The organism is Caballeronia sp. LZ033, assembly GCF_031451265.1.
GTDB lineage: Bacteria > Pseudomonadota > Gammaproteobacteria > Burkholderiales > Burkholderiaceae > Caballeronia.
Genome location: NZ_JARUXQ010000001.1, coordinates 1,408,443 through 1,431,980 on the forward strand (window position 1 = coordinate 1,408,443; position 23,538 = coordinate 1,431,980).

Consider the following 23,538-nt stretch of genomic DNA (forward strand, 5'->3'; position numbering starts at 1 on the left):
ATGCAGATCGGCATCGTGGGACTGGGGCGCATGGGCGGCAACATCGGGCGCCGCCTGATGCGCGACGGACACCAGTGCGTCGTGTACGACCACAACCCCGAAGTCACCGCCACGCTCGCGGGCGAGGGCGCGACCGGCGCGAAGGATCTCGGCGATCTCGTCGCGAAACTGGAGACGCCGCGCGTCATCTGGCTGATGCTGCCGGCGGGCAAGATCACCGAGGACACGCTCGGCGACCTGCGCAAGATCCTCACGGCGGACGACGTGATCATCGACGGCGGCAACAGCTTCTACAAGGACGACATCCGCCGCGCCGCGCAGTTGCGGGAGCAGGGCCTGCATTACGTCGACGTGGGCACGTCCGGCGGCGTGTGGGGCCTGACGCGCGGCTATTGCATGATGATCGGCGGCGAAGAGGCGATCGTGCGCCGCATCGATCCGATTCTCGCGACGCTCGCGCCCGGACGCGGCGACATCCCGGCGACGCCCGGCCGCGAAGGCCGCGATGCGCGCGTGGAGAACGGCTACATGCATTGCGGACCGGTCGGTTCGGGGCACTTCGTCAAGATGGTCCACAACGGCATCGAGTACGGCCTGATGCAGGCGTATGCCGAAGGCTTCCACGTGCTCGAACGCAAGGACTCCACCGACCTGCCGGAGAACGAGCGCTATTCACTCGATCTCGCCGATGTCGCCGAGGTGTGGCGGCGCGGCAGCGTGGTGTCGTCGTGGCTGCTGGATCTCACGGCGGGCGCGCTCGCCGGCGACGGCTCGCTCGATCGCTATTCAGCCGAAGTCGCCGACAGCGGCGAAGGACGCTGGACCATCGAGGCGGCGATCGAAGAAGCGGTGCCTGCGCAGGTGCTGTCGGCGGCGCTGTACACGCGCTTTCGCTCGCGCGACGCCGAGTCGTTCCCCGAGCGGATGCTGTCGGCCATGCGCTTCGGCTTTGGCGGCCATCACGAGTTTCCGGTGAAGTAGCGGCCGTCACGCTGGCGGTATGAAACAACGGCGCCGGACCTTCGCGGTCCGGCGCCGTTTTCATTTCATCATGCGCCGCCTGAAAAGCCAGGCGCACAGGAAGAACGGCACCATGGCGTACGCGCACAACGCGAGCACATGCAGTGCCCAGCCATCGAGCGGACGGCCGAGCATGGCAGGACGGATCAGCTCCACCGCATGATAGAGCGGCAGCACCTGGGTGACGTGCTGCGCGAGCGCGGGCAGTTGCGCGATGGGGAAGAACACGCCGGAGAGCAGCAGCATCGGCGTGAGCGCGAGCGTCTGGTAGAACATGAAGAAGTCGTAGCTCGGCGCAAGCGCCGTCACGATCATCGCCGTGCTGGAGAAAGCCAGCCCGGTCAGCACGATCACCGGCACCGCGATCAGCATCGACGGAAAGCTCGCGTAGCCAAGCGCGCCCGCGACGATCATGATCGCGACGCCCGACAGCACCGACTTGCTGGCGGCCCAGACAATCTCGCCCAGCACGATGTCGCCGAGCGTGAGCGGCGTGTGCATGATGGCTTCCCAGGTGCGCTGCACGTGCATGCGCGAGAAGCCGGAGTACATCGCCTCGAAGCTCGACGACATCATCACGCTCGATGCCGCCGTGCCCGCCGCGAGAAACGCGATATACGACACGCCGTCGACATGCCCGACCATCAGGCCGAGACCCAGGCCCAGGCCGAACAGATAGATCATCGGGTCGGCGAGATTGCCGATCATCGAGGCGATCGCGAGCTTCTTCCACACAAGGTAATTGCGCCGCCACACGGACATCCAGTGGGTGGCGTTGGCGGGCAGCGCGCTCGAGAGGGGCATGAGGTTGTCGGCTTGCGCTTGCGTTTGTTTCCGGCGCGCGGCTTTGGCCTTGGCGCTGGATTGATCGAAGGTATTCATGAGCGTGTGCGGTTCAGTCCACCATCTCGCGGCCCGTGAGGCGCAGGAACACATCTTCCAGATTCGCCGGACGATGCAGATAACGTACGCCGGCGCGCCCGCGGACGAGCGCATGCACGGGTTGCGGGTCATCGACGTAGCAGAACAGCGTCTCGCCGCTGACTTCCATGCGCGCAACGAGCGGTTCCAGTTCGGCGGCGAGGGCTTTCGGGTCCGGCCCGTAGATCTCGATCACGTCCGAGCCGATCACCGACTCGATCAGTTCGCCCGGCCTGCCTTCGGCGATCTTGCGTCCTTCCTCGATCACGCACAGGCGGTTGCACAGACGCTCCGCTTCTTCCATGAAATGCGTGGTCAGCAGGATGGTCTTGCCGCGCGCGAGCAGGGAACGAAGCCGTTCCCAGATCAGATGGCGCGCTTGCGGATCGAGACCGGTGGTCGGTTCGTCCATCACGAGCACGTCGGGGTCGTTGACGAGGGCGCGCGCCAGCGTGAGGCGCCGTTTCATGCCGCCCGACAGCTCGCCGACGCGCGCATCGGCCTTGCTCTCCAGCCGCGCGAATTCGAGCAGCGACGGCACCAGCGCGTCCATGCGCGCTCCCTTCAGGCCGAAGTAACGACCGAACACGACGAGGTTTTCGCGGACGGTGAAATCGGGATCGAGGTTATCGAACTGCGGCACCACGCCCACGCGTTCGCGAGCGAAGCGGGCGCGCGCCGGAACGGGTTCGCCGACGAGCCGGATCGAGCCGCTGTCCGGCGACGTGATGCCGAGCAGCATCTTGAGTGTCGTGGTCTTGCCTGCGCCGTTGGGACCGAGCAGGCCGAAGCACTCGCCGGGACGCACATCGAACGAAAGGCCGTCCACCACCGTGCGCGTGCCGTAGTGCTTTCTGACCTCGCTGAACTCGATGGCGGGTGCGCAGGCGCCGGCATCGTCGTGAAGGCCGGCACGCGATGGCTGCTGCAATGTTTGATCAGTCATGCAATCGTGTTGCGAGGAAAAAGCGATGGGAAATCCAGCGGGCTAGTGTAATCCAATGCACCAGCGTGGCGCTCGACGTGCTGCTGCAAGCGGCAAGCCCGTTTCGAATCCGTGCGGAAGCCCCGTGCTTTTTTCGGCCGTAGCGCGCGACGCCTGCCTGGCAAGGATGTTGCACGGCTGGCACGACGCCAGCTTGCATGCACGGCGCACGCATCCGGTTAGCGTTTTCCACCGTTGTGACGCTCCGGGCGACACACGATCATGAAGATGCGACACCACGGGAAATCGCATTGCCTTCATCTGCCTCGTTCCGGTCCGGAGCGCCGGCGCGAAGGGCAAGTCTGGCCAGGGAGGTCAAGATGGATAGCTATCGAAAAATCCTGCTGTGCTATGACGGCTCCAGAGAGGGCCGCAAGGCGCTGCGTCAGGGCGCGAATCTCGCGCTCGACCTGAAGGCGGAAACGCACATTCTGGCCGTCGTCGACATGCGCTCGAGCATCGCACAGAGCGCCGGGATGCTCACCGACATGGCCTGTGGCCGCTTCGAGGATGCCGCGCGCGACATCCTTCAGGAAGGCGTCGACTGGTTGCGCGAACGCGGTTTGCCGGCGCAGGGACACTTCGCGTTCGGCCATCCGATCGACGAGATTGCGGCGCTCGCCGAACAGTTGAACGTGGATCTGGTAGTCGTCGGGCACCGCTGCCGCAATGGACTCGCGCGCTGGTGGATGGGCGCGGGCAACACGCCGCTGCTCGATCGCGTGAAGTGCAGCATTCTGGTCGCAGTGTGTCAGGCGGGTGAGTCGACCGAGGCGGAAGAAGAGGCCGCCATGGCGGCCCGGCCTGTGAAGGCGGAAGTGGGCGCCTGAACGACGCTTCAGCGACGCTTCAGAAACGCCTCAGCCGTCCAGATTCACCGCGACGAGCTTCCATGACACGAGGCCATCGCGATGAAAGATGGCCGAGTAACGGGCGTCGCCGGCGCCGTGCTGATAGGTCACGGCGAAGGTATTCAAGTCGCGATAGCCCGCGGTGGTGGCAGGCGGTTTCGGCGCGGCTTCGGGTGTCGGGGCGACGCTGCCCGATGCCGGTCCTGCGGATGAAACCGCCGCCTCGTTCGTTCCGGCCGGCGGCGGGCGTTCGCCGGGGGTGCCGCGCGGCGGGATGCCGTTGAGAATGGCCGCGACGCCGTCAGGCGTGGCATAGGTGTCCACCAGCGGACCGACGACCGCCGCGCCGATCATCGCGCCGATGATGGCGAGCGGATTTCCGCTTTTCTGGATGTCCACACGCCGCGTGAGCAAGGCGGCGACTTGCTCCTTGAGGCTCGCGCGCAGCGCGGGATAATCGACGTATTCATTGACCGTCTGCGCGTCGCGCGCATCGGCTGCGCGCTTGAGGCGATTCAACGCGATGTAGGGCGATGCATAGATATAGCTCAGCAGTCCGATGACGATCAGGACGACGAGCGCGGTCAGGATGGAGCGGGTAGTGCGGGACATGCGGTGAAAGGGCCTCGCGCGGAACGTGAATCCCGATTGACCGCGCAAGGGCCCGATAAATCCCGCGAACCCGAAATCGGCGTCTGCCGGAACCCGCTTACGCGAGGATCCCGCCCGCCAGCCCGGCGCTTTCCTCCGCGATGCAGCGGTCGATCATGCGCGACACTTCATCGATCTTGCCGACCAGGATCACGCGCGATTGTCCGCGATACACGCGCACCGGCGCGCGTTCGGCTGCTTCCGCATGCACGCCGCTGTTCAGCGAAACCCGCGCAAACGCCGGCTGACGCGACGGCAGTGCGGGCATGTCCGTCTCGAAGAGATCCGGCGTGGTTTCGGCGCGCGGCATGCCGCACGAAATCAGCGTGCGCAGATGACGCAGACGGCCGAATTGGCGGAAGGGCAACAAGCGGGCGAAACGTTCCATGGTGACTCTCCAGACGATAGGGCGCACAGCGGCCCGCCGCGAACGGTGGCCGTCATGCTGGTTTTTTCGGTTGAACGCCCGGGTGAGCGTCGCTGCGGTTGGTGAGTTGATATTCCGCTATTACCAGGACATTTCTTGTCTCAGTGAGACAGGCGAAACATAAAAACTTCCAATCTTTTCTGAGGCTTGGTCTCACCACGCTCACCACCGCGTATGCCGGAATATCAGAACTCGCCGGAGCGAATCAGGCCGACCGCGATGCCTTCGAGCGCGAACTCGCCGCTGCCGGAGCGCACGAAAATGTTCTCGTAGTCCGGATTCTCGGCGATCAGTTCGACGCCATCGCGATGACGCTTCCAGCGCTTCACCGTCACGTCGTCGCCCAGACGCGCGACCACGATTTGCCCGTCCTTCGCTTCGGTGCGCTTTTGCACGGCCAGCAGGTCGCCGTCGAGAATGCCCGCGTCGCGCATGGACAGCCCGCGCACCTTCAGCAGGTAGTCCGGCTTGCTCGAAAACAGCGCAGGGTCGCAGGCGTAGTGCTGCGAGATGTGCTCCTGCGCGAGGATGGGACTACCGGCCGCGACCCGGCCGACCAGCGGCAGCGAAAGCTGCATGATGCTCGCATGCGGCAGCGTGAACTGATGCGGCACGTCTTCCGGCCGCTCGATGCGCGCTGAGTCGCTCAGCAGGCGAATGCCGCGCGACGAGCCCGCCGCGAGTTCGATCACGCCCTTGCGCGCCAGCGCCCGCAAATGCTCCTCGGCCGAATTGGCCGAACTGAAGCCGAGTTCGGCGGCGATCTCGGCGCGCGTGGGCGGGAAGCCCGTACGCTCGATCGCGCGCTGGATCAACTCGAACACCTGCTGCTGCCGCGCGGTGAGTTTGGATGTCTTGTTCACTGGCTCGGACCCCTGGGGCACTGTATGGATGGACAGGTGACTGTATTTTTATACAGTATTCCGCGCTTTTCAAGCTTTACTTTAAGTTCGGTTGTGCAGGCCCGCAGCGAGCGCGTTCGAGCCCCAGCCACCCTTTCTACGTAGAGGAATAAGCTTCTTAGCAGTTTCACGTATAAAAAAGTGACAAACGATTATTTCTAATCATATAGACCCGTCGTTAGACTGATTCCGTCAATTCGATAAGACGGAGAACGGGGAATGCAAAGCTTGAAATGGGGATTGGGTCGGGGCGCGCGACGCCTGCTCGCGGCGGCTGCGCTGACAGCGGCGGGCATCGGCATGGCGGCGTCCGCGAGCGCGGAGACATCGTTCCTGAACGTGTCCTACGATCCGACGCGCGAGCTCTATCAGGACTTCAATCAGGCCTTCGCGAAGAAGTGGAAGGCCGAGACGGGCGAGACCGTCACCTTCAAGCAGTCCCACGGCGGCTCCGGCGGCCAGGCGCGCGCGGTCCTCGACGGCCTGCAGGCCGATGTCGTCACCCTCGCGCTGGCGTACGACATCGACGCCCTCGCGGGCAAGGGCCTCGTCAACGCGGACTGGCAGAAACGCCTGCCGGACAATGCCTCGCCGTACACCTCGACCATCGTGTTCCTGGTGCGCAAGGGCAATCCGAAGCACATCAAGGACTGGGACGACCTGGCGAAGCCGGGCGTGTCCATCGTTACGCCGAATCCCAAGACCTCGGGCGGCGCGCGCTGGAACTACCTGGCCGCGTGGGCGTATGCGCAGCACAAGCCGGGCGGCAACGAGCAGACCGCGAAGGACTTCGTGACGAAGCTCTACAAGAATGCAGGCGTGCTCGATTCCGGCGCGCGCGGCGCAACGACGAGCTTCGTGCAGCGCGGTCAGGGCGACGTGCTGATCGCGTGGGAGAACGAGGCGTTTCTGTCGCTGAAGGAGTTCGGTCCGGAGAAATTCGAGATCGTGGTGCCGTCGGTGAGCATCCTGGCGGAGCCGCCGGTCGCGGTGGTGGACAAGGTCGTCGACAAGCACGGCACCCGCAAGCTCGCCGAGGCGTATCTCAAGTACCTGTATAGCGACGAAGGCCAGCAGATTGCCGCGCGCAATTTCTATCGGCCGCGTTCGAAGACGGTGCCGGCCGAGCTCACGAAGCAGTTTCCGAAGCTGAAGCTTTACACCATCGACGATACGTTCGGCGGCTGGGCCAAGGCGCAGAAGACGCACTTTGCCGACGGCGGCGTGTTCGACTCGATCTATCAGCCGCAGTAAGGACAGGTCCCGGCGACGCGGCGCACTCATGACGCCGCGCGTCGTTCATGCAGTACCCGGCAGCACGCGCCTCCCCCGGCGCAAAAGGAAGACTCAAGGATGACGACCCTCACATTCAGGAAGCCGAGCGCCTTGCCCGGCTTCGGCCTGACCCTCGGCATCACGCTGGCTTATCTGAGCCTCGTGGTGCTGATTCCGCTTGCGGCCACCTTCGCGAAGACCGCGACGCTCGACTGGGCCCAATTCGTCCGCGCGGTCACGTCGCCGCGCGTGCTGGCCTCGTACCGGCTGACCTTCAGCGCGGCGCTCGGCGGCGCGCTCATCAACGCCGTGTTCGGCTTTCTCGTCGCGTGGGTGCTGGTGCGCTACACCTTCCCGTTCAAGCGCATCGTCGATGCCATCGTCGACCTGCCGTTCGCGCTGCCCACGTCGGTCGCGGGCATCTCGCTCGCCGCGGTCTATGCGAGCAACGGCTGGGTGGGCCAGTATCTCGCGCCGCTCGGCATCAAGGTCGCCTTCACGCCGCTCGGCGTGCTGGTCGCGCTGACGTTCATCGGCTTGCCGTTCGTCGTGCGCACGGTGCAGCCGGTGCTGGAGGACTTCGAGCGCGAGCAGGAGGAAGCCGCCGCGTGCCTCGGCGCATCGCGCTGGCTGACGTTCCGCCGGGTGGTGCTGCCGTCGCTGTTGCCCGCCTTGCTGACGGGCTTCGCGCTCGCGTTCGCGCGTGCGCTCGGCGAATACGGCTCGGTGATTTTCATCGCCGGCAACGTGCCGATGAAGTCCGAGATCACGTCCCTCCTCATCATCACCAAGCTCGAACAATACGACTATGCCGGCGCCACCGCGCTCGCCGTCGTGATGCTGTGCGTGTCGTTCCTGATGCTGCTGCTCATCAACACCTTGCAGTGGTTCCTGCAACGGCGCACGAGCAAGACCGGCGCGGCGCCGGCACAGGTCGCGCAGGCGACGGCAGGAGAACCGGCATGAGCAAGGTCCTGCCATTGCAAACCTCGTCGCAGCGCGAGACACACACGCTCAATCCCGTCACCGAGCCGCGCGCGGTGCGCTGGCTGCTGACGGGCATCGCGCTCGCGTTCCTCGCGTTCTTTCTCGTGGTGCCGCTCGCCGCCGTGTTCGCGCAGGCCTTCGCCAAGGGCCTCGACTATTACTTCGAGTCGCTGAAGGACCCGGATGCGTGGTCCGCGATCAAGCTGACGCTCCTCACCGCCGCGATCGCCGTGCCGCTCAATCTCGGGTTCGGGCTGGCGGCTTCGTGGGCCATCGCGAAGTTCGAGTTTCGCGGCAAGGCGCTGCTGACGACGCTGATCGATCTGCCGTTCTCGGTGTCGCCGGTAATCTCCGGCCTTATCTACGTGCTGATGTTCGGCGCCCAGGGCTGGTTCGGTCCGTGGCTCGCCGCGCACGACGTGCAGATCATCTTCGCGGTGCCGGGCATTGTGCTCGCGACCATCTTCGTGACGTTTCCGTTCGTCGCGCGTGAACTGATCCCGCTGATGCAGGCGCAGGGCAACGACGAAGAAGAAGCAGCGCACGTGCTGGGCGCATCGGGCTGGCAGATCTTCCGCCGCGTGACCCTGCCCAACGTGAAGTGGGGCCTGCTGTACGGCGTGATCCTCTGCAACGCGCGCGCCATGGGCGAATTCGGCGCGGTGTCGGTGGTCTCCGGGCACATTCGCGGCCAGACCGACACGATGCCGCTGCACGTCGAAATCCTCTACAACGAATACAACTTCTCGGCGGCGTTCGCGGTGGCGTCGCTGCTTGCGCTGCTCGCGCTCGTGACGCTCGCGCTCAAGCTCCTCGCGGAGCGGCGCATGACGCAGTCCGTGAGCGAAGCCAAAGCCTCCGCCACCGCCCCCGCACAGAACTGACAGGCCGACATCATCATGAGCATCATCGTTCGCAATCTGCAAAAACGCTTCGGCGATTTCACCGCGCTCGACCAGGTCTCGCTGGACTTTCCCGCCGGCGAACTGGTCGCGCTGCTCGGGCCGTCGGGCTGCGGCAAGACCACGCTGCTGCGGGTCATCGCGGGCCTCGAATTCGCCGATGCAGGGCAGGTCGTCCTGCATGGCGAGGACGTCGCGGAAGTGGGCGCCCGCGAGCGCCAGGTCGGCTTCGTGTTCCAGCATTACGCGCTGTTCCGTCACATGACGGTGTTCGAGAACGTCGCGTTCGGCCTGCGCGTGAAGCCGCGCCGCGAGCGCCCGAGCGAAGCCGTGATCCGCGAGAAGGTGCACGAACTGCTCAAGCTCGTGCAGCTCGACTGGCTCGCGGAACGCTTTCCTTCGGAGCTGTCGGGCGGACAGCGGCAGCGCATTGCATTGGCGCGGGCGCTGGCTGTCGAGCCGAAGGTCCTGCTGCTCGACGAACCGTTCGGCGCGCTCGATGCCAAGGTGCGCAAGGAACTGCGCAGCTGGCTGCGGCGCCTGCACGACGACCTGCATATCTCGACGCTGTTCGTCACGCACGACCAGGAAGAAGCGCTGGAGGTGGCGGACCGCATCGTCGTGATGAATCACGGCCGCGTGGAGCAGGTCGGCAGTCCGCAGGACGTGTACGATCATCCGCAGACTTCGTTCGTCTACGAGTTTCTCGGCGCGGCGAACCGCCTGCAAGGGCAGGTCGATGCCAACGGCTTCACCGCCGACGGCGCCGCGAGCCCGATCGCCGCGCAGGCCCATTTCAGCGGCCGCGCGCTCGCTTACGTCCGGCCGCACGATCTCGCGCTGTATCCGGCGGACGGCGCGCATCGCGACGGCATCACGGTCGGCGTGCGGCGCGTCGTGACGCTCGGCGGTTCGGTGCGTGTGGAGCTGGAAGGCAGCGCGGGCGGCGTGATCGAAGCGGAGCTGGATCGCGAGGCCTGGCGCGCGCTGCGGCTCGAGGTCGGCGACGGCGTGACCGCGGTGCCGCGCTCGCTGCGCGTGTTTCCGGCGCAATGACAAACAGAAATACACAGAAACACACAGAACAAGCGACAAAAAGCATCACGGAGAGACTCCCATGAACTTCCAGCAACTGCGTTTCGTGCGCGAGGCCGTGCGTCAGAACATGAATCTGACGGAAGTGGCCAACGTGCTGTACACGTCGCAATCGGGCGTGTCGAAACAGATCAAGGACCTCGAGGACGAACTCGGCGTCGATATCTTCGTGCGCCGCGGCAAGCGTCTCACCGGACTGACGGAGCCGGGCAAGGAAGTGCATCAGCTGATCGAGCGCATGCTGCTCGACGCCGAAAACCTGCGGCGCGTCGCACGCCAGTTCGCTGATCAGGACAACGGCCATCTGGTCGTCGCGACCACGCATACGCAGGCGCGCTACGCGCTGCCCAAGGTGATTCGCCAGTTCACGGAAGTGTTTCCGAAGGTCCATCTCGCGCTGCGCCAGGGCAGCCCGCAGCAGATCGCGCAGATGATCATCAACGGCGAGGCCGACATCGGCATCTCAACCGAAGCGCTGGACCGCTATCCGGACATCGTCACGTTCCCGTGCTATTCGTGGCATCACACGGTGGTGGTGCCGAAGGATCATCCGCTGGTCGGGCGCGAGAACCTCTCGCTGGAGCACATCGCCGAATATCCGATTGTCACCTATGACACGGACTTCACCGGCCGCTCGCACGTCGACCAGGCGTTCGCGAGCGTCGGCGCGATTCCCGACATCGTGCTCACCGCCATCGACGCCGACGTCATCAAGACCTATGTGGAACTCGGCATGGGCATCGGCATCGTCGCGGCGATGGCCTACGACGCGAAGCGCGATTCGGAACTTGTCGCGCTGGATACGCAGCATCTGTTCGAGGCGAGCACGACGCGCGTCGGCCTGCGCAAGGGCGCGTTCCTGCGCGCCTATGCGTATCGGCTGATCGAGATGTTCGCCCCGCAACTCGACGAAGCGCAGATCGCCGCGCAGCTGCGCGAAGCGGCGTGAGCCACGCGTGATGTCCTTGCCGGCTGATTTACAATCGCCGGCATGAAACCATCCTCTCTCCCTCGCATCGCCGTGCTGGCAACCGGCGGCACCATCGCCGGATCGGCCGGCGATGCCTCGAAAACAGCGGGCTACAAGGCGGGCGTCGTGGGTGTCGACAAGCTGCTCGACGCCGTGCCCGTACTCGGTTCGGTTGCGACCATCCACGCGGAACAGGTTGCGAGCATCGACAGCAAGGACATGAGCGCCGCGCTCTGGACGACGCTGTCGCGCCGCATCGACGCGCTGCTGGCGCAGGACGACATCGACGGCATCGTGGTCACGCACGGCACCGATACGCTCGAAGAAACCGCTTACCTGCTGCATCTGACGGTGAAGCACGCGAAGCCCGTCGTGCTGACGGCGGCGATGCGGCCGTCTACCGCGCTGTCCGCCGATGGTCCGCTCAATCTGCTCAATGCGGTGACGGTGGCGGCATCGCCGGACGCGGCGGGGAAGGGCGTACTGGTGGCGTTCAACAACCAGATCCACTGCGCCCGCGATGTCACCAAGACGAGCACCTATGCCGTCGATGCCTTCCGTTCTCCCGAAACCGGCGTGCTGGGCTTCGTGCAGGACGGACGCGTCGAGTTTCAGCGCACGGCCGTGCGGCCGCATACCGTGGCGAGCGAATTCGCCGTGACGGATCAATGGCCGATGGTGGAGATCGTCGCGAGTTATGCGGACGCGTCGCGCGTGAGCGTCGATGCACTCGTGGCGGCCGGCGTGAAGGGGATCGTCGTGGCGGGTACGGGCAACGGCTCGATGCACGCCACGCTGACGCAGGCGCTCGCCGATGCGGTGAAGCGGGGCGTGGCGGTGGTGCGTGCGTCGCGGGTGGGGTCGGGGCATGTGATGCGCAATGGCGCGGCCTCGGATGACGCGTTGGGCACGGTCAGCGCGGGCACGCTGAACCCGTACAAGGCGCGCGTGCTGCTGATGCTGGCGCTGGCCAGAGGCGATAATGACCTGCAACGCGTATTCGATACGTACTAAAAAAACGCGAGCTCACTGCTCGCGTTTTTCATGGTGTGCGCCTGAGGCTCAGGCAGCAGGAGGAATGCGCAGCACCTGTCCCGGATAGATCTTGTCGGGGCTCTTCAGCATCGGCTTGTTCGCTTCGAAGATCAGGTCGTTCTTCGCGCCGCTGCCGTAATACTTCTCGGCGATCTTCCAGAGATTGTCGCCCGACACGACGGTGTAATACTGCGACTCGGGTTCCGAGTTCGGCACGGTCAGCTGGTCGTCCACCTTGTCGACGTGCTGCACGTTGCCCGCGGCGACCAGAATCTTTTCCTTCGTCGCCTGATCCGGCGCCTGGCCCGACACGGTGACCGTGTGCGACGCGCCGTCGTATTTCACATCGAGGTTATCCGCGTTGAGGCCTTGCGAGCGGATATAGGTGGCGATGGCTTCGCCCGCTTTCTGGTTCAGCGCGGCGACATCCTGCGCCGCGGCGGGCGCCGCAGCCTGTGCGGCCGGCGTGGCTGCGCCAAAGAGTTTCTCGCCTGCTTCCTTGATAAAGCTGAGGATTCCCATTGTCTGGCTCCTTGGTTGAAGTGGTGAGACGGCCTGCGACTTTCACGCAGTTTAGTCGCGCGCACCACCAGATAGTTCTGAGTTTCAACCCAGGAGTTTCAACACAGGAGTTGCAGGCCCGCTCATGGACAAGCGGCAGGAATCGATGCATGACAATCCGACGCGGACACCCGACGACACTCCGTCTGACCGACCAAGGCTTACCCGGCGCAACGCCGGGTGCCGCTCTCGGACCCCACTTGCCGCCCTCAGCCCAGGACGGCATTTGTCCCGCGTGCCCATACGCGGGACGCCCCACGGTTCAGGTGCCGCGCGTTACGCGGCGGCTTTGGCTTGCGCCGGCTCGTCGGCCACCTGGAAGTTGGACATGATTTCGAGCGCGCGCACGAGCGCCGAGTGATCCCATGCCTTGCCGCCGTTCGCGGCGCATACGCTGAAGAGTTGCTGCGCGCTGGCCGTGTGGGGCAGGGCGAGGCCCATCTTGCGCGCGCCGTCTAGCGCGAGGTTCAAATCCTTTTGATGCAGTTCGATCCGGAAGCCCGGATTGAAGGTGCGCTTCGTCATGCGCTCGCCGTGCACTTCGAGGATGCGCGACGACGCGAAGCCGCCCATCAGCGCTTTGCGGACGCGCTCCGGATCGGCGCCCGAACGCGCGGCGAACAGCAGCGCTTCGGCGACCGCCTCGATGTTCAGCGCGACGATGATCTGGTTCGCCACCTTGCAGGTCTGGCCCGCGCCGTTGTCGCCGATCAGCGAGATGTTCTTGCCCATCAGCTCGAACAGCGGCTTCGCGATCTCGAAGGACTTTTCCGGGCCGCCGACCATGATGGTGAGCGTGGCTTCGCGGGCGCCGACTTCGCCGCCCGAGACCGGCGCATCGAGATAGTCGCAGCCGAGCGCGTTGATCTTCTTCGCGAATTCCTGCGTGTCGAGCGGCGCGATCGAGCTCATGTCGATCACGAGCTTGCCCTTCGAGAGGCCCTTGGCGACGCCGTCGTCGGCGAACAGCACATTGGCGACATCGGGCGTGTCGGGCACCATCGTGATGACGATCTCGCTGGCCTTCGCGACCGCGGCCGAGTCTTCCACGACCTTGGTCTGCGCGCGGATGTCGTCCGGCACCGGAAACTTGCCGTTCACGACGAGCGCGTGGCCGCCCTTGATGAGATTGCGCGCCATGTGCGCGCCCATGATGCCGAGGCCGATGAAACCGATCGTTGCCATACTGGATGCTCCTCCTTGTGTCCTTGAATGTCCGGATCCGTGGGTTATGCCGCGCTGCCCGCCGTCACGCCGCCGATGCGTTCGAGCCAGCCGAGGCCCGCTTCGGTGCCGTCGAGCGGCTTGTACTCGCAGCCGATCCAGCCTTGATAGCCGATCTCGTCGAGCAGCCGGAACAGGAACGCGTAGTTGATTTCGCCGGTGCCCGGTTCATTGCGGCCGGGGTTGTCGGCGAGCTGGATGTGCGCGATCTGCGGCAGATGCTTCCTGATGGTCGCCGCGAGTTCGCCTTCCATGCGCTGCATGTGATAGATGTCGTACTGCAGGAACAGGTTGTCCGAGCCGACCGCGCGGATCACGTCGAGCCCGTCCTTCGAGCGGTTCAGCGCGAAGCCGGGAATGTCGTACGCATTGCACGGCTCGACCAGCAGGCGGATGTTTTCCTTCTTGAGCGCAGCGGCAGCGAAGCGCAGGTTCTCGATGATGGTCGCGCGCGCCTGTTCCGTCGAAACGCCGGCCGTCGGAATGCCGACGAGGCAGTTCAGTTGCGGCACGTTCAGCGCCTTCGCGTATTCGATGGCGCGCGGCACGCCTTCACGGAATTCCGCCACGCGGTCCGGCAGGCAGGCGATGCCGCGCTCGCCCGCTTCCCAGTTTCCGGCGGGCAGGTTGTGCAGCACGATGCGCAGATCGTGGTCCTTCAGGCGTTGCTGGATATCGCTGATCGAAAACGCGTACGGGAACAGGAACTCGACCGCGCTGAAGCCCGCGTTCGCCGCGGCCGCGAAGCGGTCGAGGAACGGGACTTCGTTGAACAGCATGGTCAGGTTCGCAGCAAATTTCGGCATGGTTCGGTCCTGATGGTCGGTCAGTGATGAAGGCCGCGCGCTCGTTCAACGAACGCGCGGCGGCGAAGCAGGGGAATCAGTCCAGCGGCGTGACGGCAGTCGGCGCATCCGACTTGCTTTCCGCGAGTTGCTCGAACTCGTTGATCGCGTCGATCTCCGTGCCCATCGCGATGTTGGTCACGCGTTCGAGAATCATCTCGACGACGACCGGCACCTGATGTTGCGCGGCCAGCGCCTGCGCCTGCTTCAATGCGGGCGCGATCTCCTCCGGCTTGTGCACGCGCAGCGCCTTGCAGCCGAGCCCTTCGGCCACCGCCACGTGATCGACGCCATAGCCTTCGAGTTCGGGCGCATTGATGTTGTCGAACGCGAGCTGCACGCAGTAGTCCATGTCGAAGCCGCGCTGTGCCTGACGGATCAGCCCGAGATACGAGTTGTTCACGACCACGTGCACGTACGGCAGCTTGAATTGCGCGCCAACGGCGAGCTCTTCGATCATGAACTGGAAGTCATAGTCGCCCGACAGCGCGACGATCTTGCGTTGCGGATCGGCTGCCCGCACGCCGAGCGCCGCCGGAATGGTCCAGCCGAGCGGGCCGGCCTGGCCGCAGTTGATCCAGTTGCGCGCCTTGAACACATGCAGGAACTGGGCGCCGGCGATCTGCGACAGACCGATCGTCGTGACGAAGCAGGTATCGCGGTCGAAGGCGAGGTTCATTTCCTCGTAGACGCGCTGCGGCTTCATCGGCACATTGTCGAAGTGCGTCTTGCGCTGCATCGTGCGCTTGCGCTGCTGGCAGTCCGCCACCCACGCGCCGCGATCCTTCAGCTTGCCGGCGGCCTTCCACTCCTGCGCGATTTCGACGAACAGTTCCAGCGCCGCCTTCGCGTCCGACACGATGCCGAGATCCGGCCCGAACACGCGGCCGATCTGCGTCGGCTCGATATCGACGTGCACGAACTTGCGGCCCTTCGTGTACACCTCGACGCTGCCCGTATGGCGGTTCGCCCAGCGATTGCCGATGCCGAGCACGAAGTCGGAGGCGAGCATCGTCGCGTTGCCGTAGCGGTGCGAGGTTTGCAGGCCGACCATGCCGGCCATCAGCGGATGGTCGTCGGGGATCGCGCCCCAGGACATCAGCGTGGGGATCACCGGCACGCCGATGGTTTCCGCGAACTTCACGAGCAGGTCCTCAGCCGCCGCGTTGAGCACGCCGCCGCCGGAGACGATCAACGGCTTGTCGGCGTCGTTGAGCATCGTCAGCGCCTTCTCGATCTGCGCGCGGGTTGCCTTCGGCTTGTAGACCGGCAGCGGCTCATACGTATCGATGTCGAATTCGATCTCGGCCATCTGCACGTCGATCGGCAGATCGACCAGCACCGGACCCGGACGGCCCGAGCGCATCAGGTGGAACGCCTGCTGGAACACGCGCGGCACGAGCGCCGGCTCGCGCACGGTGACGGCCCATTTCGTCACGGGCTTGGCGATCGATTCGATATCGACGGCCTGGAAATCTTCCTTGTAGAGCCGCGCGCGCGGCGCCTGGCCGGTGATCGCGAGGATCGGAATGGAGTCGGCCTGGGCGGAATACAGGCCGGTGATCATGTCGGTGCCCGCAGGACCCGACGTGCCGATGCACACACCGATGTTGCCCGGCGCCGCACGGGTATAACCTTCGGCCATGTGCGAGGCGCCCTCGACGTGGCGCGCCAGCACGTGGCTGATGCCGCCCGACTTCTTCATCGCCGAGTAGAACGGGTTGATGGCCGCGCCCGGCACGCCGAACGCGGTATCGATTCCTTCTTTTTCCAGCACGAGGACGGCTGCATCGACGGCTCTCATCTTGGGCATGGTTGTCTCCTTCCTGGGGGCTCTAACTGAATTCGGGGAAATGGCTGTCTGCTTTCATGCAGGGTTCGATGCACTTTAAGTCTGTGAAAAAGGTTTGATAAGATCAGCGCGAGTCGCTTTTTACCAAACAAAAAGTATCGAATGACGACGTGGCGCGACTGAGCGGCGAGTGCCCGTCCGGAGACGACCGATGGACCGTTTCAAGCAGATCGAAACCTTCGTGCGCGTGGCCGAGGCCGGCAGCCTCGCGGCAGCGGCACTGGAGGAGGGCGTGTCGCCGGTGATTCTCGGGCGGCGCATCGACGCCCTGGAGAAGCGACTCGGCGTGAAGCTGATGTATCGCTCGACCCGTCGACTCGTGGTCAGCGAGGAAGGCGCCGCGTTTCTCGACCGCTGCCGGAATCTGCTGGCGGAATGGGATCAGGCGGAGAACGAACTTGCGGCCGGGCGGCGCGCGGTGGGCGGGCATCTGATCGTGTCCGCGCCGGCGGCGTTCGGGCGCATGCATGTCGCGCCGCACGCGCCGCGCTTCCTCGCCGACAAGCCCGAATTGCAGATGTCGTTCAATCTGACCGACCGCGTCGTGGATCTCGTGCGCGAGGGCTATGACCTGTCGATACGCATCGGCGGGGCCGTCGATCCGAACTTCGTCGCGGTGAAGCTGGCGGGCAACCGGCGCGTCGTGTGCGGGACGCCCGCGTACTTCAGGAAGCACGGCCGGCCGAAAACGCTTGAAGACCTGCCGAACCACAACTGCCTGGCGTTCAATCTGCAGGGCGGCCAGAACCGTGGCTGGTATTTCCGCCGCAACGGCAAGATCGTGACGGTGCGCGTGGCCGGCAATCTCGATTGCAACGACGGAGAACTGCTGCACCGCTGGGCATCGGAAGGGCTCGGGCTGGGCTGGCGATCGACGTGGGAAATCCAGCGGCAACTGGAATCCGGCGAGCTCGAGACCGTGCTGGACGATTTCGAACTGCCTGACTACGACATCCTTGCGGTCTACCCGCAGCAGCGCTACGTGCCGGCGCGTGTACGCTACTTCATTGATTATCTTAAGGAAATCTTCGCCCAACCGGGTTACTGGAGCCGTCCGCCCAGCTTGCCGGGCGAGCCGGTCCGCTTGCCGGGCGAGCCGGTCCATGCGGCGGCTGCGACGGTCAAGGACCGCTAACTGCCTGAAATCACTGCCGATTTCGGCCTGAAAAAGGCTATGCAGCTTGCGAAAAGCGCCATTCCACGCTATAGTCTCGGGCTTCTCACTTGCCGCACCGGTCCGACGCCCGGGTGGCTTATATCCACAAGGAGTGAATATGCGTCATTACGAAATCGTCTTCATCGTGCATCCCGATCAAAGCGAGCAAGTGCCCGCCATGATCGAGCGCTACAAGAGCACGATCACGTCGCACGGTGGCCAGATCCACCGCATCGAGGACTGGGGCCGCCGTCAACTGGCCTACATGATCGAGAAACTCGCCAAGGCTCACTACGTCTGCATGAACATCGAGTGCGACCAGCCCACGCTGGAAGAGCTGGAACACGCATTCAAGTTCAACGACGCCGTTCTGCGTCACCTCATCGTCAAGATGAAGAAGGCCGAAACCGGCCCGTCGCCGATGATGAAGGAAGTGCAGCGCGAAGAAGCCAAGAAGGCGGCCAGCCAGCCGTCCGAAGCGCAGGCTTAAGGCGAATCAGTTCGTCACAGCCACCAAGGTTCAAGTGAATCGGCTGCAACTGACAGCAAGCGTCGTGGAACGCGAACCGGTGCGGTACACGCCCGCCGGCATCCCGATCGCCAGCTGCACGTTGCAACACGCCGCAGAAGTCGTCGAAGCGGGCATCGCCCGGAAAATCGAACTGACACTGCAGGCGGTCGCCGCCGGAGAGGCGAGCGGCAGGCTGGAAAGCTGTCCGATGGGCGTCGAAACACGCTTCATCGGCTTCCTGGCCAAGAAGAGCCGTAACGCACGAACCCTGGTGTTTCACATCACAGAATTGCAGGACATTGGAAAGGACTAATCATGCCCCGCCCGACTGGTAAGAAATTCGACAAGCGTCGTCAGCAACAAAATCCGCTCTTCAAGCGCAAGAAGTTCTGCCGTTTCACGGCAGCCGGTGTCGAACAGATCGACTACAAGGACACGGAAACGCTGAAGGACTTCATCGGCGAAAACGGCAAGATCACGCCGGCTCGTCTGACCGGTACGAAGTCGCACTATCAGCGTCAGCTCGACACGGCCATCAAGCGCGCACGTTTCCTCGCGCTGCTGCCGTACACCGACCTGCACAAGGCCTAATCAGACGACGCAATAGGGAAAGCCAAAAATGCAAATCATTCTTTTGGAAAAGGTCGTCAATCTGGGCAACCTGGGCGACATCGTCAAGGTCAAGGACGGCTACGCACGTAACTTCCTGATCCCCGGCAAGAAGGCACGCCGCGCGACCAAGGACGCCATCGCTGAATTCGAAGTTCGCCGCGCCGAACTCGAAAAGAACGCCGCTGAAAAGCTGGCAGCAGCTCAGGCCCAAGGCGAAAAGCTCAGCGGTTTCACCGTTCAGATCTCGCAAAAGGCCGGCGTCGACGGCCGTCTGTTCGGTTCGGTCACGAACGCGGACATCGCCGAAGCGCTGAAGTCGCAAGGCTTCGCCGAAGTCGAAAAGGCGCAAGTGCGCCTGCCGCAAGGCCCGATCAAGCTGGTCGGCGACCATCCGGTTCAAGTGGCGCTGCACACGGACGTGCTGGTCGACGTCACGGTGTCGGTGCTCGGCGAGCACGCCTAAGTCTGACGCGAGGCGCCACGCCTCGCGAATCGGATCAGAAATGGCAGGAGCTGAATGGCTCCTGCCATTTTTTATTGTCCATGCCCGGCCATTGTCCGATAATTCCACCCCATGAACGCTCCGTCCAAAGACCCGCAACTCGACGCGCTGAAGGTCCCGCCGCATTCGATCGAAGCTGAACAATCGGTCATCGGCGGCCTGCTGCTGGACAATGCCGCGTGGGACCGCATCGCCGACGTGATGACGCAAAGCGATTTCTATCGCTATGACCATCGCATCATCTACGAACACATCGGCAAGCTGATCGCAGCGACGCGTCCCGCGGACGTCATCACCGTCCACGAAGCGCTGACGATGGCCGGCAAGGCCGACGAAGTGGGCGGGCTCGCGTACCTGAATGCGCTGGCGCAGAACACGCCGAGCGCGGCGAATATCCGGCGTTATGCCGAGATCGTGCGGGATCGCGCGGTGTTGCGCCGTCTGGTGTCGGTCGCTGACGAAATCTCCGCCGACGCCTTCAATCCGCAGGGCAAGGAAGTCCGCCAGATTCTCGACGAAGCCGAATCGCGCGTGTTCTCGATCGCCGAAGACGGCGCGCGCGGCACGCAGGGCTTTCTCGAGATCGGACCGCTGCTGACGCAAGTGGTGGAGCGCATCGACACGCTGTACCACACCGCCAATCCCAGCGACGTGACCGGCACGCCCACCGGCTTCGTCGATCTCGACCGCATGACCTCGGGCATGCACGGCGGCGAACTGATCATCGTGGCGGGACGTCCGTCAATGGGCAAGACGGCGTTCTCGATGAACATCGGCGAATACGTGGCGGTGGAATATGGCCTGCCGGTCGCCGTGTTTTCGATGGAAATGCCCGGCACGCAGCTCACCATGCGTATGCTCGGCTCGGTGGGCCGGCTCGATCAACACCGCATGCGCACGGGCCGCCTCACCGACGAAGACTGGCCGAAGCTCACGCACGCCGTGCAGAAGATGAGCGAGGCGCAATTGTTCATCGACGAAACCGGCGGCCTCAACCCGATGGAACTGCGCTCGCGTGCGCGGCGTCTGTCGCGCCAGTGTGGCAAGCTGGGGCTCATCATCGTCGACTATTTGCAGCTGATGTCGGGCTCGGGCAGCGGCGAAAACCGCGCCACTGAAATCTCGGAAATATCGCGCTCGCTGAAGAGTCTCGCCAAGGAACTCGACGTGCCCGTGATCGCGTTGTCGCAGCTGAACCGCGGTCTGGAACAGCGTCCGAACAAGCGCCCGATCATGTCGGACCTGCGCGAATCGGGCGCAATCGAACAGGATGCGGACGTGATCCTGTTCATCTATCGCGACGAAGTCTATAACCCCGACAGTCCCGACAAGGGCACGGCGGAAATCATCATCGGCAAGCAGCGTAACGGTCCGATCGGACCGGTGCGTCTGACCTTCCACGGCCAGTTCACGAAATTTGACAATTTCGCGGGCTCGCAGACCTTCTACGGCAGCGAGTAAGACCACTGCCTCTCGGCATCGAATTAAAGCGGTCAAGTGCCGTGGCGCAAGCATTCTGCAAGGTGGGGAGCGTACACCAAGACATGACGACTGCTTTGCCGTGCCGGATGCGAGTCACGATTCGCGGCGCATGAGCGCGGGACGTCAGGGTGCGCGCACGGGTACAATATGTCAGTTTGATGTCTGTCTTTAAATTGACCCATTAATCGGGATCGGGATTTTCATGTTCGGTCGTTTCATGCCCACTGAGGGCAAATTCTTCGAAATCTTCAACGCGCATGCCAAGTGCATCGTCGAGGCCAGCCGCGAACTCGAGCTGCTGATCGACAACCTCGACGAAGCCGAGATGCACAAGCAGAAAGTGCAGGCGAACGAGAAGCGCGCCGACAAACTCACGCATGAAACCATCGACCTGCTGCACAAGACCTTCATCACGCCGCTCGACCGCGACGAGATCCACAAGCTGATCACCACGATGGACGACATCCTCGACCTGATGGAGGACGTCGCCACGGCCATTTCGCTGTATGACGTGCGTGCGGTGACCTCGGAGGCGAGCCAGCTCGCGCACATCAGCACGGCAACGTGCGAGCGCGTGCAGCAAGCGGTTGGGCTGCTGTCCGACATGAAGCGCGCGAGCGAAATCCTGAAGATCTGCGAGGAAATCGACCGGCTCGAGTCGGATGCGGACCGCGTGCTGCGCTCGGCGATGTCGAAACTGTTCCGCGAGGAAGACGACGTGAAGACGCTCATCAAGCTGAAGGCGATCTACGAGCTGCTCGAGACGATCACCGACAAGTGCGAAGACGTCGCGAACATCATCGAAGGCATCGTGCTGGAAAACGCCTGACCGGCGGCGCTTTGAACTCCAGTCACAACACCATTCACTGATGCATTCGATTCAACTCGCCATCTGGGCCGTCGCCTTGCTCGTCGTGGTCGCACTCGCGTTCGACTTCATGAACGGCTTCCACGACGCCGCCAATTCCATCGCCACGGTCGTCTCGACCGGCGTGCTCAAGCCGCAGCAAGCGGTCGCCTTCGCGGCGGCGTTCAACGTCATCGCGTATTTCATCTTTCATCTGAAGGTCGCCGCCACGGTCGGGAAGGGCACCATCGACCCCGAGATCGTCGATCACTACGTGATCTTCGGCGCGCTGGTCGGGGCGATCGGCTGGAACATCGTCACCTGGATCTACGGCATTCCGTCGAGTTCGTCGCATGCGCTGATCGGCGGGCTGGTCGGCGCGGCGCTCGCCAAGTCAGGCTGGGGCTCGCTCAACTGGGACGGCCTGCTGAAGACGGTCGCGTTCATCTTCATCTCGCCGCTGCTGGGCTTCGTGCTCGGCTCGTTCTTCATGCTGCTGGTGTCGTGGCTGTATTTCCGCACGCCGCCCTCGAAGGTCGACCGGCGCTTCCGCCGCATGCAGCTGGTTTCGGCGGGCTTGTACTCGCTGGGACACGGCGGCAATGATGCGCAGAAGACCATCGGCATCATCTGGATGCTGCTGATCGCCACCGGCTACGCGTCCGCCACCGCCGATGCGCCGCCGATCTGGGTCATCGGCCTGTGCTATCTCTCGATGGGCTTGGGCACGCTGTTCGGCGGCTGGCGCATCGTGCGGACGATGGGTCAGAAGATCACCAAGCTCAAGCCGGTCGGCGGTTTCTGCGCGGAGACGGGCGGGGCGATCACGCTGTTTCTCGCGTCGTTCCTCGGCATTCCGGTGTCCACCACGCACACGATCACCGGCGCCATTGTCGGCGTGGGCGCGACGCAGAAGTTCAGCGCGGTGCGCTGGGGCGTCGCGGGCAACATCGTGTGGGCGTGGATTCTCACCATTCCGGCCTCCGCTCTGCTTGCCGCAGCGGGCTGGTGGCTCGGACATCGCTTCCTGTAAGTGTCATGAGCGCGTCCACCCCGCGTGACGGCGGGGCAGAGCCGCTTCAGATGATCGGCGACGACACCCCGTCCATCGGAATCAGCGCGCCCGATACGTAACTCGCCCGGCGGCTCGCCAGGAAGAGCGCGACGTCGGCGATTTCCTCCGGCTTCGCATAGCGGCCGAACGGCACCTTGGCCTGACTGTCGGCGAGCACCTGATCGCGCGTCACACCTTGACGCTTCGCTTCGAGATCGAGCGCTTCCTCGACGCGTTCGGTGAGCGTCGAGCCCGGATTGATCGCATTGATGCGGATGCCGAGCTTCGCATAGTGATGCGCCAGCCCCACGGTATTGAGCATCAGCGCGGCATTGGCGGCGCCGCCCGCGATGTGGATGTCGCTGGCCATCTTCCCGCCCATCCCGATGATGTTGACGATGGCGCCCGGTTCCGCCTGCGGATCGGCGCGCAGGCGTTCGGCCATGCGCTTGAGCACCACTTGCTGCGGATACACGTAGGAGAAGTACTTGGCGTCCATCGCGGCCTTATACGCGGCGGCGTCGAGCGTGTCGGGATCGTAGCGTTTTGCGGCGCCCGCGCTGTTGATCAGGATGTCGATCGGGCCGAGCGCCGCACTCGCTTCCTCGACGACGTCGTCAGCGCTGTGCGCCTCGTGCAGGTCGGCACGCGCCAGATGCACGTGATAGCCGCTGCTCGCGAGCTGCTCGCGGGCGCGGGCGAGATTGGCGGCATCGCGCGAGACGATGGCCACTTTCGCGCCTTCCGCGGCGAACGCCTTGGCGCAGGCGAAACCGATACCCTTGCTGCCGCCCGTGATCAGCACGACCTTGCCCGCCAGTCCCAAGTCCATGGTGTTGCGCTCCGTGGTGAAGTCGATCGGAACACGATA

The 23,538-nt window shown here is 64.2% G+C and carries 26 protein-coding genes; 16 read left to right on the forward strand and 10 right to left on the reverse strand.

Annotated elements, in window-relative coordinates; translation table 11 throughout:
- Positions 1-981: a phosphogluconate dehydrogenase (NAD(+)-dependent, decarboxylating) gene (gnd, locus tag QCE62_RS06475; protein ID WP_309915667.1), complete on the forward strand. Its 981-nt coding sequence runs from the start codon at positions 1-3 to the stop codon at positions 979-981.
- Positions 982-1,041: 60 nt separating this feature from the next.
- Here the strand turns inward: gnd and QCE62_RS06480 are convergent, their stop codons facing one another.
- Both QCE62_RS06480 and nodI read right to left on the reverse strand, forming a co-directional pair.
- A complete protein-coding gene (locus tag QCE62_RS06480; RefSeq protein ID WP_409017847.1) occupies positions 1,042-1,824 on the reverse strand; it encodes an ABC transporter permease in 783 nt (260 codons plus the stop codon).
- A 91-nt stretch (positions 1,825-1,915) separates the two neighbouring features.
- On the reverse strand, positions 1,916-2,887 hold the full coding sequence (gene nodI / locus QCE62_RS06485; RefSeq protein ID WP_309915672.1) for a nodulation factor ABC transporter ATP-binding protein NodI: 972 nt from the start codon (positions 2,885-2,887) through the stop codon (positions 1,916-1,918).
- A gap of 359 nt (positions 2,888-3,246) precedes the next feature.
- Between nodI and QCE62_RS06490 the strand changes: the two genes are divergently transcribed.
- Positions 3,247-3,756: a universal stress protein gene (locus QCE62_RS06490; RefSeq protein ID WP_309915675.1), complete on the forward strand. Its 510-nt coding sequence runs from the start codon at positions 3,247-3,249 to the stop codon at positions 3,754-3,756.
- Positions 3,757-3,786: 30 nt separating this feature from the next.
- On the opposite strand, the gene QCE62_RS06495 is transcribed toward QCE62_RS06490, so the two are convergent.
- From QCE62_RS06495 to lexA, 3 genes are all read right to left on the reverse strand, one after another.
- Positions 3,787-4,389, reverse strand: a complete 603-nt coding sequence (locus QCE62_RS06495) for a DUF2939 domain-containing protein (RefSeq protein WP_309915677.1) — start codon at positions 4,387-4,389, stop codon at positions 3,787-3,789.
- 97 nt (positions 4,390-4,486) lie between these two features.
- The gene (locus tag QCE62_RS06500; protein ID WP_309915680.1) at positions 4,487-4,816 is read right to left on the reverse strand and encodes a hypothetical protein; all 330 of its coding nucleotides are present in this window, start codon (positions 4,814-4,816) and stop codon (positions 4,487-4,489) included.
- 224 nt (positions 4,817-5,040) lie between these two features.
- Positions 5,041-5,718, reverse strand: a complete 678-nt coding sequence (gene lexA, locus QCE62_RS06505) for a transcriptional repressor LexA (RefSeq protein WP_309808170.1) — start codon at positions 5,716-5,718, stop codon at positions 5,041-5,043.
- A gap of 258 nt (positions 5,719-5,976) precedes the next feature.
- Between lexA and QCE62_RS06510 the strand changes: the two genes are divergently transcribed.
- From QCE62_RS06510 to QCE62_RS06535, 6 genes are all read left to right on the forward strand, one after another.
- Positions 5,977-7,011 (forward strand): sulfate ABC transporter substrate-binding protein, encoded by a 1,035-nt coding sequence (locus QCE62_RS06510; RefSeq protein ID WP_309915683.1) that lies wholly within the window; start codon positions 5,977-5,979, stop codon positions 7,009-7,011.
- A gap of 99 nt (positions 7,012-7,110) precedes the next feature.
- Positions 7,111-7,998: a sulfate ABC transporter permease subunit CysT gene (gene cysT, locus QCE62_RS06515; RefSeq protein WP_309808172.1), complete on the forward strand. Its 888-nt coding sequence runs from the start codon at positions 7,111-7,113 to the stop codon at positions 7,996-7,998.
- Positions 7,995-8,903, forward strand: coding sequence for a sulfate ABC transporter permease subunit CysW (gene cysW / locus QCE62_RS06520; RefSeq protein WP_309915686.1), 909 nt, complete (start codon positions 7,995-7,997; stop codon positions 8,901-8,903). The genes cysT and cysW overlap by 4 nt, the downstream gene beginning before the upstream one ends.
- Before the next feature lie 15 nt (positions 8,904-8,918).
- Positions 8,919-9,977, forward strand: coding sequence for a sulfate ABC transporter ATP-binding protein (locus QCE62_RS06525; protein ID WP_309915689.1), 1,059 nt, complete (start codon positions 8,919-8,921; stop codon positions 9,975-9,977).
- Positions 9,978-10,038: 61 nt separating this feature from the next.
- Positions 10,039-10,965 (forward strand): CysB family HTH-type transcriptional regulator, encoded by a 927-nt coding sequence (locus QCE62_RS06530; RefSeq protein WP_309808175.1) that lies wholly within the window; start codon positions 10,039-10,041, stop codon positions 10,963-10,965.
- A 42-nt stretch (positions 10,966-11,007) separates the two neighbouring features.
- A complete protein-coding gene (locus tag QCE62_RS06535; RefSeq protein ID WP_309915692.1) occupies positions 11,008-12,000 on the forward strand; it encodes an asparaginase in 993 nt (330 codons plus the stop codon).
- Positions 12,001-12,048: 48 nt separating this feature from the next.
- On the opposite strand, the gene lysM is transcribed toward QCE62_RS06535, so the two are convergent.
- From lysM to gcl, 4 genes are all read right to left on the reverse strand, one after another.
- Positions 12,049-12,543 carry a peptidoglycan-binding protein LysM gene (lysM, locus tag QCE62_RS06540; protein ID WP_309915695.1) on the reverse strand — a complete coding sequence of 165 codons (495 nt, stop codon included), beginning with the start codon at positions 12,541-12,543 and terminating at the stop codon, positions 12,049-12,051.
- 315 nt (positions 12,544-12,858) lie between these two features.
- Positions 12,859-13,767: a 2-hydroxy-3-oxopropionate reductase gene (locus QCE62_RS06545; RefSeq protein ID WP_309915698.1), complete on the reverse strand. Its 909-nt coding sequence runs from the start codon at positions 13,765-13,767 to the stop codon at positions 12,859-12,861.
- A 44-nt stretch (positions 13,768-13,811) separates the two neighbouring features.
- Positions 13,812-14,612 carry a hydroxypyruvate isomerase gene (hyi, locus tag QCE62_RS06550; protein ID WP_309915701.1) on the reverse strand — a complete coding sequence of 267 codons (801 nt, stop codon included), beginning with the start codon at positions 14,610-14,612 and terminating at the stop codon, positions 13,812-13,814.
- 76 nt (positions 14,613-14,688) lie between these two features.
- The gene (gene gcl, locus QCE62_RS06555; protein WP_309915704.1) at positions 14,689-16,464 is read right to left on the reverse strand and encodes a glyoxylate carboligase; all 1,776 of its coding nucleotides are present in this window, start codon (positions 16,462-16,464) and stop codon (positions 14,689-14,691) included.
- A gap of 190 nt (positions 16,465-16,654) precedes the next feature.
- On the opposite strand from gcl, the gene QCE62_RS06560 reads away from it, so the two are divergent.
- The 8 genes from QCE62_RS06560 to QCE62_RS06595 all read left to right on the forward strand — a co-directional run bounded on the left by QCE62_RS06560 (position 16,655) and on the right by QCE62_RS06595 (position 22,646).
- The gene (locus QCE62_RS06560; protein WP_309915706.1) at positions 16,655-17,638 is read left to right on the forward strand and encodes a LysR substrate-binding domain-containing protein; all 984 of its coding nucleotides are present in this window, start codon (positions 16,655-16,657) and stop codon (positions 17,636-17,638) included.
- 139 nt (positions 17,639-17,777) lie between these two features.
- Positions 17,778-18,149, forward strand: a complete 372-nt coding sequence (gene rpsF, locus QCE62_RS06565) for a 30S ribosomal protein S6 (RefSeq protein ID WP_309808182.1) — start codon at positions 17,778-17,780, stop codon at positions 18,147-18,149.
- A gap of 34 nt (positions 18,150-18,183) precedes the next feature.
- On the forward strand, positions 18,184-18,483 hold the full coding sequence (gene priB, locus QCE62_RS06570) for a primosomal replication protein N (RefSeq protein ID WP_309915708.1): 300 nt from the start codon (positions 18,184-18,186) through the stop codon (positions 18,481-18,483).
- 2 nt (positions 18,484-18,485) lie between these two features.
- Entirely contained in the window at positions 18,486-18,761 is a 276-nt protein-coding gene (rpsR, locus tag QCE62_RS06575) for a 30S ribosomal protein S18 (RefSeq protein ID WP_309808183.1), read from the forward strand.
- 28 nt (positions 18,762-18,789) lie between these two features.
- Positions 18,790-19,245, forward strand: a complete 456-nt coding sequence (gene rplI / locus QCE62_RS06580) for a 50S ribosomal protein L9 (protein WP_309808184.1) — start codon at positions 18,790-18,792, stop codon at positions 19,243-19,245.
- A 111-nt stretch (positions 19,246-19,356) separates the two neighbouring features.
- On the forward strand, positions 19,357-20,745 hold the full coding sequence (locus tag QCE62_RS06585; protein WP_309915711.1) for a replicative DNA helicase: 1,389 nt from the start codon (positions 19,357-19,359) through the stop codon (positions 20,743-20,745).
- Between the two features lie 223 nt (positions 20,746-20,968).
- Positions 20,969-21,595: a DUF47 domain-containing protein gene (locus QCE62_RS06590; protein ID WP_309808186.1), complete on the forward strand. Its 627-nt coding sequence runs from the start codon at positions 20,969-20,971 to the stop codon at positions 21,593-21,595.
- 40 nt (positions 21,596-21,635) lie between these two features.
- A complete protein-coding gene (locus QCE62_RS06595) occupies positions 21,636-22,646 on the forward strand; it encodes an anion permease (protein WP_309915714.1) in 1,011 nt (336 codons plus the stop codon).
- Positions 22,647-22,692: 46 nt separating this feature from the next.
- On the opposite strand, the gene QCE62_RS06600 is transcribed toward QCE62_RS06595, so the two are convergent.
- A complete protein-coding gene (locus tag QCE62_RS06600; RefSeq protein ID WP_309808189.1) occupies positions 22,693-23,499 on the reverse strand; it encodes an SDR family oxidoreductase in 807 nt (268 codons plus the stop codon).
- Positions 23,500-23,538: the final 39 nt, after the last annotated feature.

What these genes read in the sequence shown, in the direction of transcription:
- rplI (WP_309808184.1), top strand. Translation starts at nt 18,790, where the DNA reads ATGCAAATCATTCTTTTGGAAAAGGTCGTCAATCTGGGCAACCTGGGC.
- gnd (WP_309915667.1), top strand. Translation starts at nt 1, where the DNA reads ATGCAGATCGGCATCGTGGGACTGGGGCGCATGGGCGGCAACATCGGG.
- QCE62_RS06495 (WP_309915677.1), bottom strand. Translation starts at nt 4,389, where the DNA reads ATGTCCCGCACTACCCGCTCCATCCTGACCGCGCTCGTCGTCCTGATC.
- QCE62_RS06510 (WP_309915683.1), top strand. Translation starts at nt 5,977, where the DNA reads ATGCAAAGCTTGAAATGGGGATTGGGTCGGGGCGCGCGACGCCTGCTC.
- QCE62_RS06600 (WP_309808189.1), bottom strand. Translation starts at nt 23,499, where the DNA reads ATGGACTTGGGACTGGCGGGCAAGGTCGTGCTGATCACGGGCGGCAGC.
- cysT (WP_309808172.1), top strand. Translation starts at nt 7,111, where the DNA reads ATGACGACCCTCACATTCAGGAAGCCGAGCGCCTTGCCCGGCTTCGGC.
- QCE62_RS06535 (WP_309915692.1), top strand. Translation starts at nt 11,008, where the DNA reads ATGAAACCATCCTCTCTCCCTCGCATCGCCGTGCTGGCAACCGGCGGC.
- hyi (WP_309915701.1), bottom strand. Translation starts at nt 14,612, where the DNA reads ATGCCGAAATTTGCTGCGAACCTGACCATGCTGTTCAACGAAGTCCCG.
- QCE62_RS06595 (WP_309915714.1), top strand. Translation starts at nt 21,636, where the DNA reads ATGCATTCGATTCAACTCGCCATCTGGGCCGTCGCCTTGCTCGTCGTG.
- rpsF (WP_309808182.1), top strand. Translation starts at nt 17,778, where the DNA reads ATGCGTCATTACGAAATCGTCTTCATCGTGCATCCCGATCAAAGCGAG.
- gcl (WP_309915704.1), bottom strand. Translation starts at nt 16,464, where the DNA reads ATGCCCAAGATGAGAGCCGTCGATGCAGCCGTCCTCGTGCTGGAAAAA.
- QCE62_RS06480 (WP_409017847.1), bottom strand. Translation starts at nt 1,824, where the DNA reads ATGCCCCTCTCGAGCGCGCTGCCCGCCAACGCCACCCACTGGATGTCC.
- cysW (WP_309915686.1), top strand. Translation starts at nt 7,995, where the DNA reads ATGAGCAAGGTCCTGCCATTGCAAACCTCGTCGCAGCGCGAGACACAC.
- QCE62_RS06525 (WP_309915689.1), top strand. Translation starts at nt 8,919, where the DNA reads ATGAGCATCATCGTTCGCAATCTGCAAAAACGCTTCGGCGATTTCACC.
- QCE62_RS06500 (WP_309915680.1), bottom strand. Translation starts at nt 4,816, where the DNA reads ATGGAACGTTTCGCCCGCTTGTTGCCCTTCCGCCAATTCGGCCGTCTG.
- QCE62_RS06545 (WP_309915698.1), bottom strand. Translation starts at nt 13,767, where the DNA reads ATGGCAACGATCGGTTTCATCGGCCTCGGCATCATGGGCGCGCACATG.
- QCE62_RS06530 (WP_309808175.1), top strand. Translation starts at nt 10,039, where the DNA reads ATGAACTTCCAGCAACTGCGTTTCGTGCGCGAGGCCGTGCGTCAGAAC.
- QCE62_RS06585 (WP_309915711.1), top strand. Translation starts at nt 19,357, where the DNA reads ATGAACGCTCCGTCCAAAGACCCGCAACTCGACGCGCTGAAGGTCCCG.
- QCE62_RS06590 (WP_309808186.1), top strand. Translation starts at nt 20,969, where the DNA reads ATGTTCGGTCGTTTCATGCCCACTGAGGGCAAATTCTTCGAAATCTTC.
- QCE62_RS06560 (WP_309915706.1), top strand. Translation starts at nt 16,655, where the DNA reads ATGGACCGTTTCAAGCAGATCGAAACCTTCGTGCGCGTGGCCGAGGCC.
- rpsR (WP_309808183.1), top strand. Translation starts at nt 18,486, where the DNA reads ATGCCCCGCCCGACTGGTAAGAAATTCGACAAGCGTCGTCAGCAACAA.
- nodI (WP_309915672.1), bottom strand. Translation starts at nt 2,887, where the DNA reads ATGACTGATCAAACATTGCAGCAGCCATCGCGTGCCGGCCTTCACGAC.
- lysM (WP_309915695.1), bottom strand. Translation starts at nt 12,543, where the DNA reads ATGGGAATCCTCAGCTTTATCAAGGAAGCAGGCGAGAAACTCTTTGGC.
- QCE62_RS06490 (WP_309915675.1), top strand. Translation starts at nt 3,247, where the DNA reads ATGGATAGCTATCGAAAAATCCTGCTGTGCTATGACGGCTCCAGAGAG.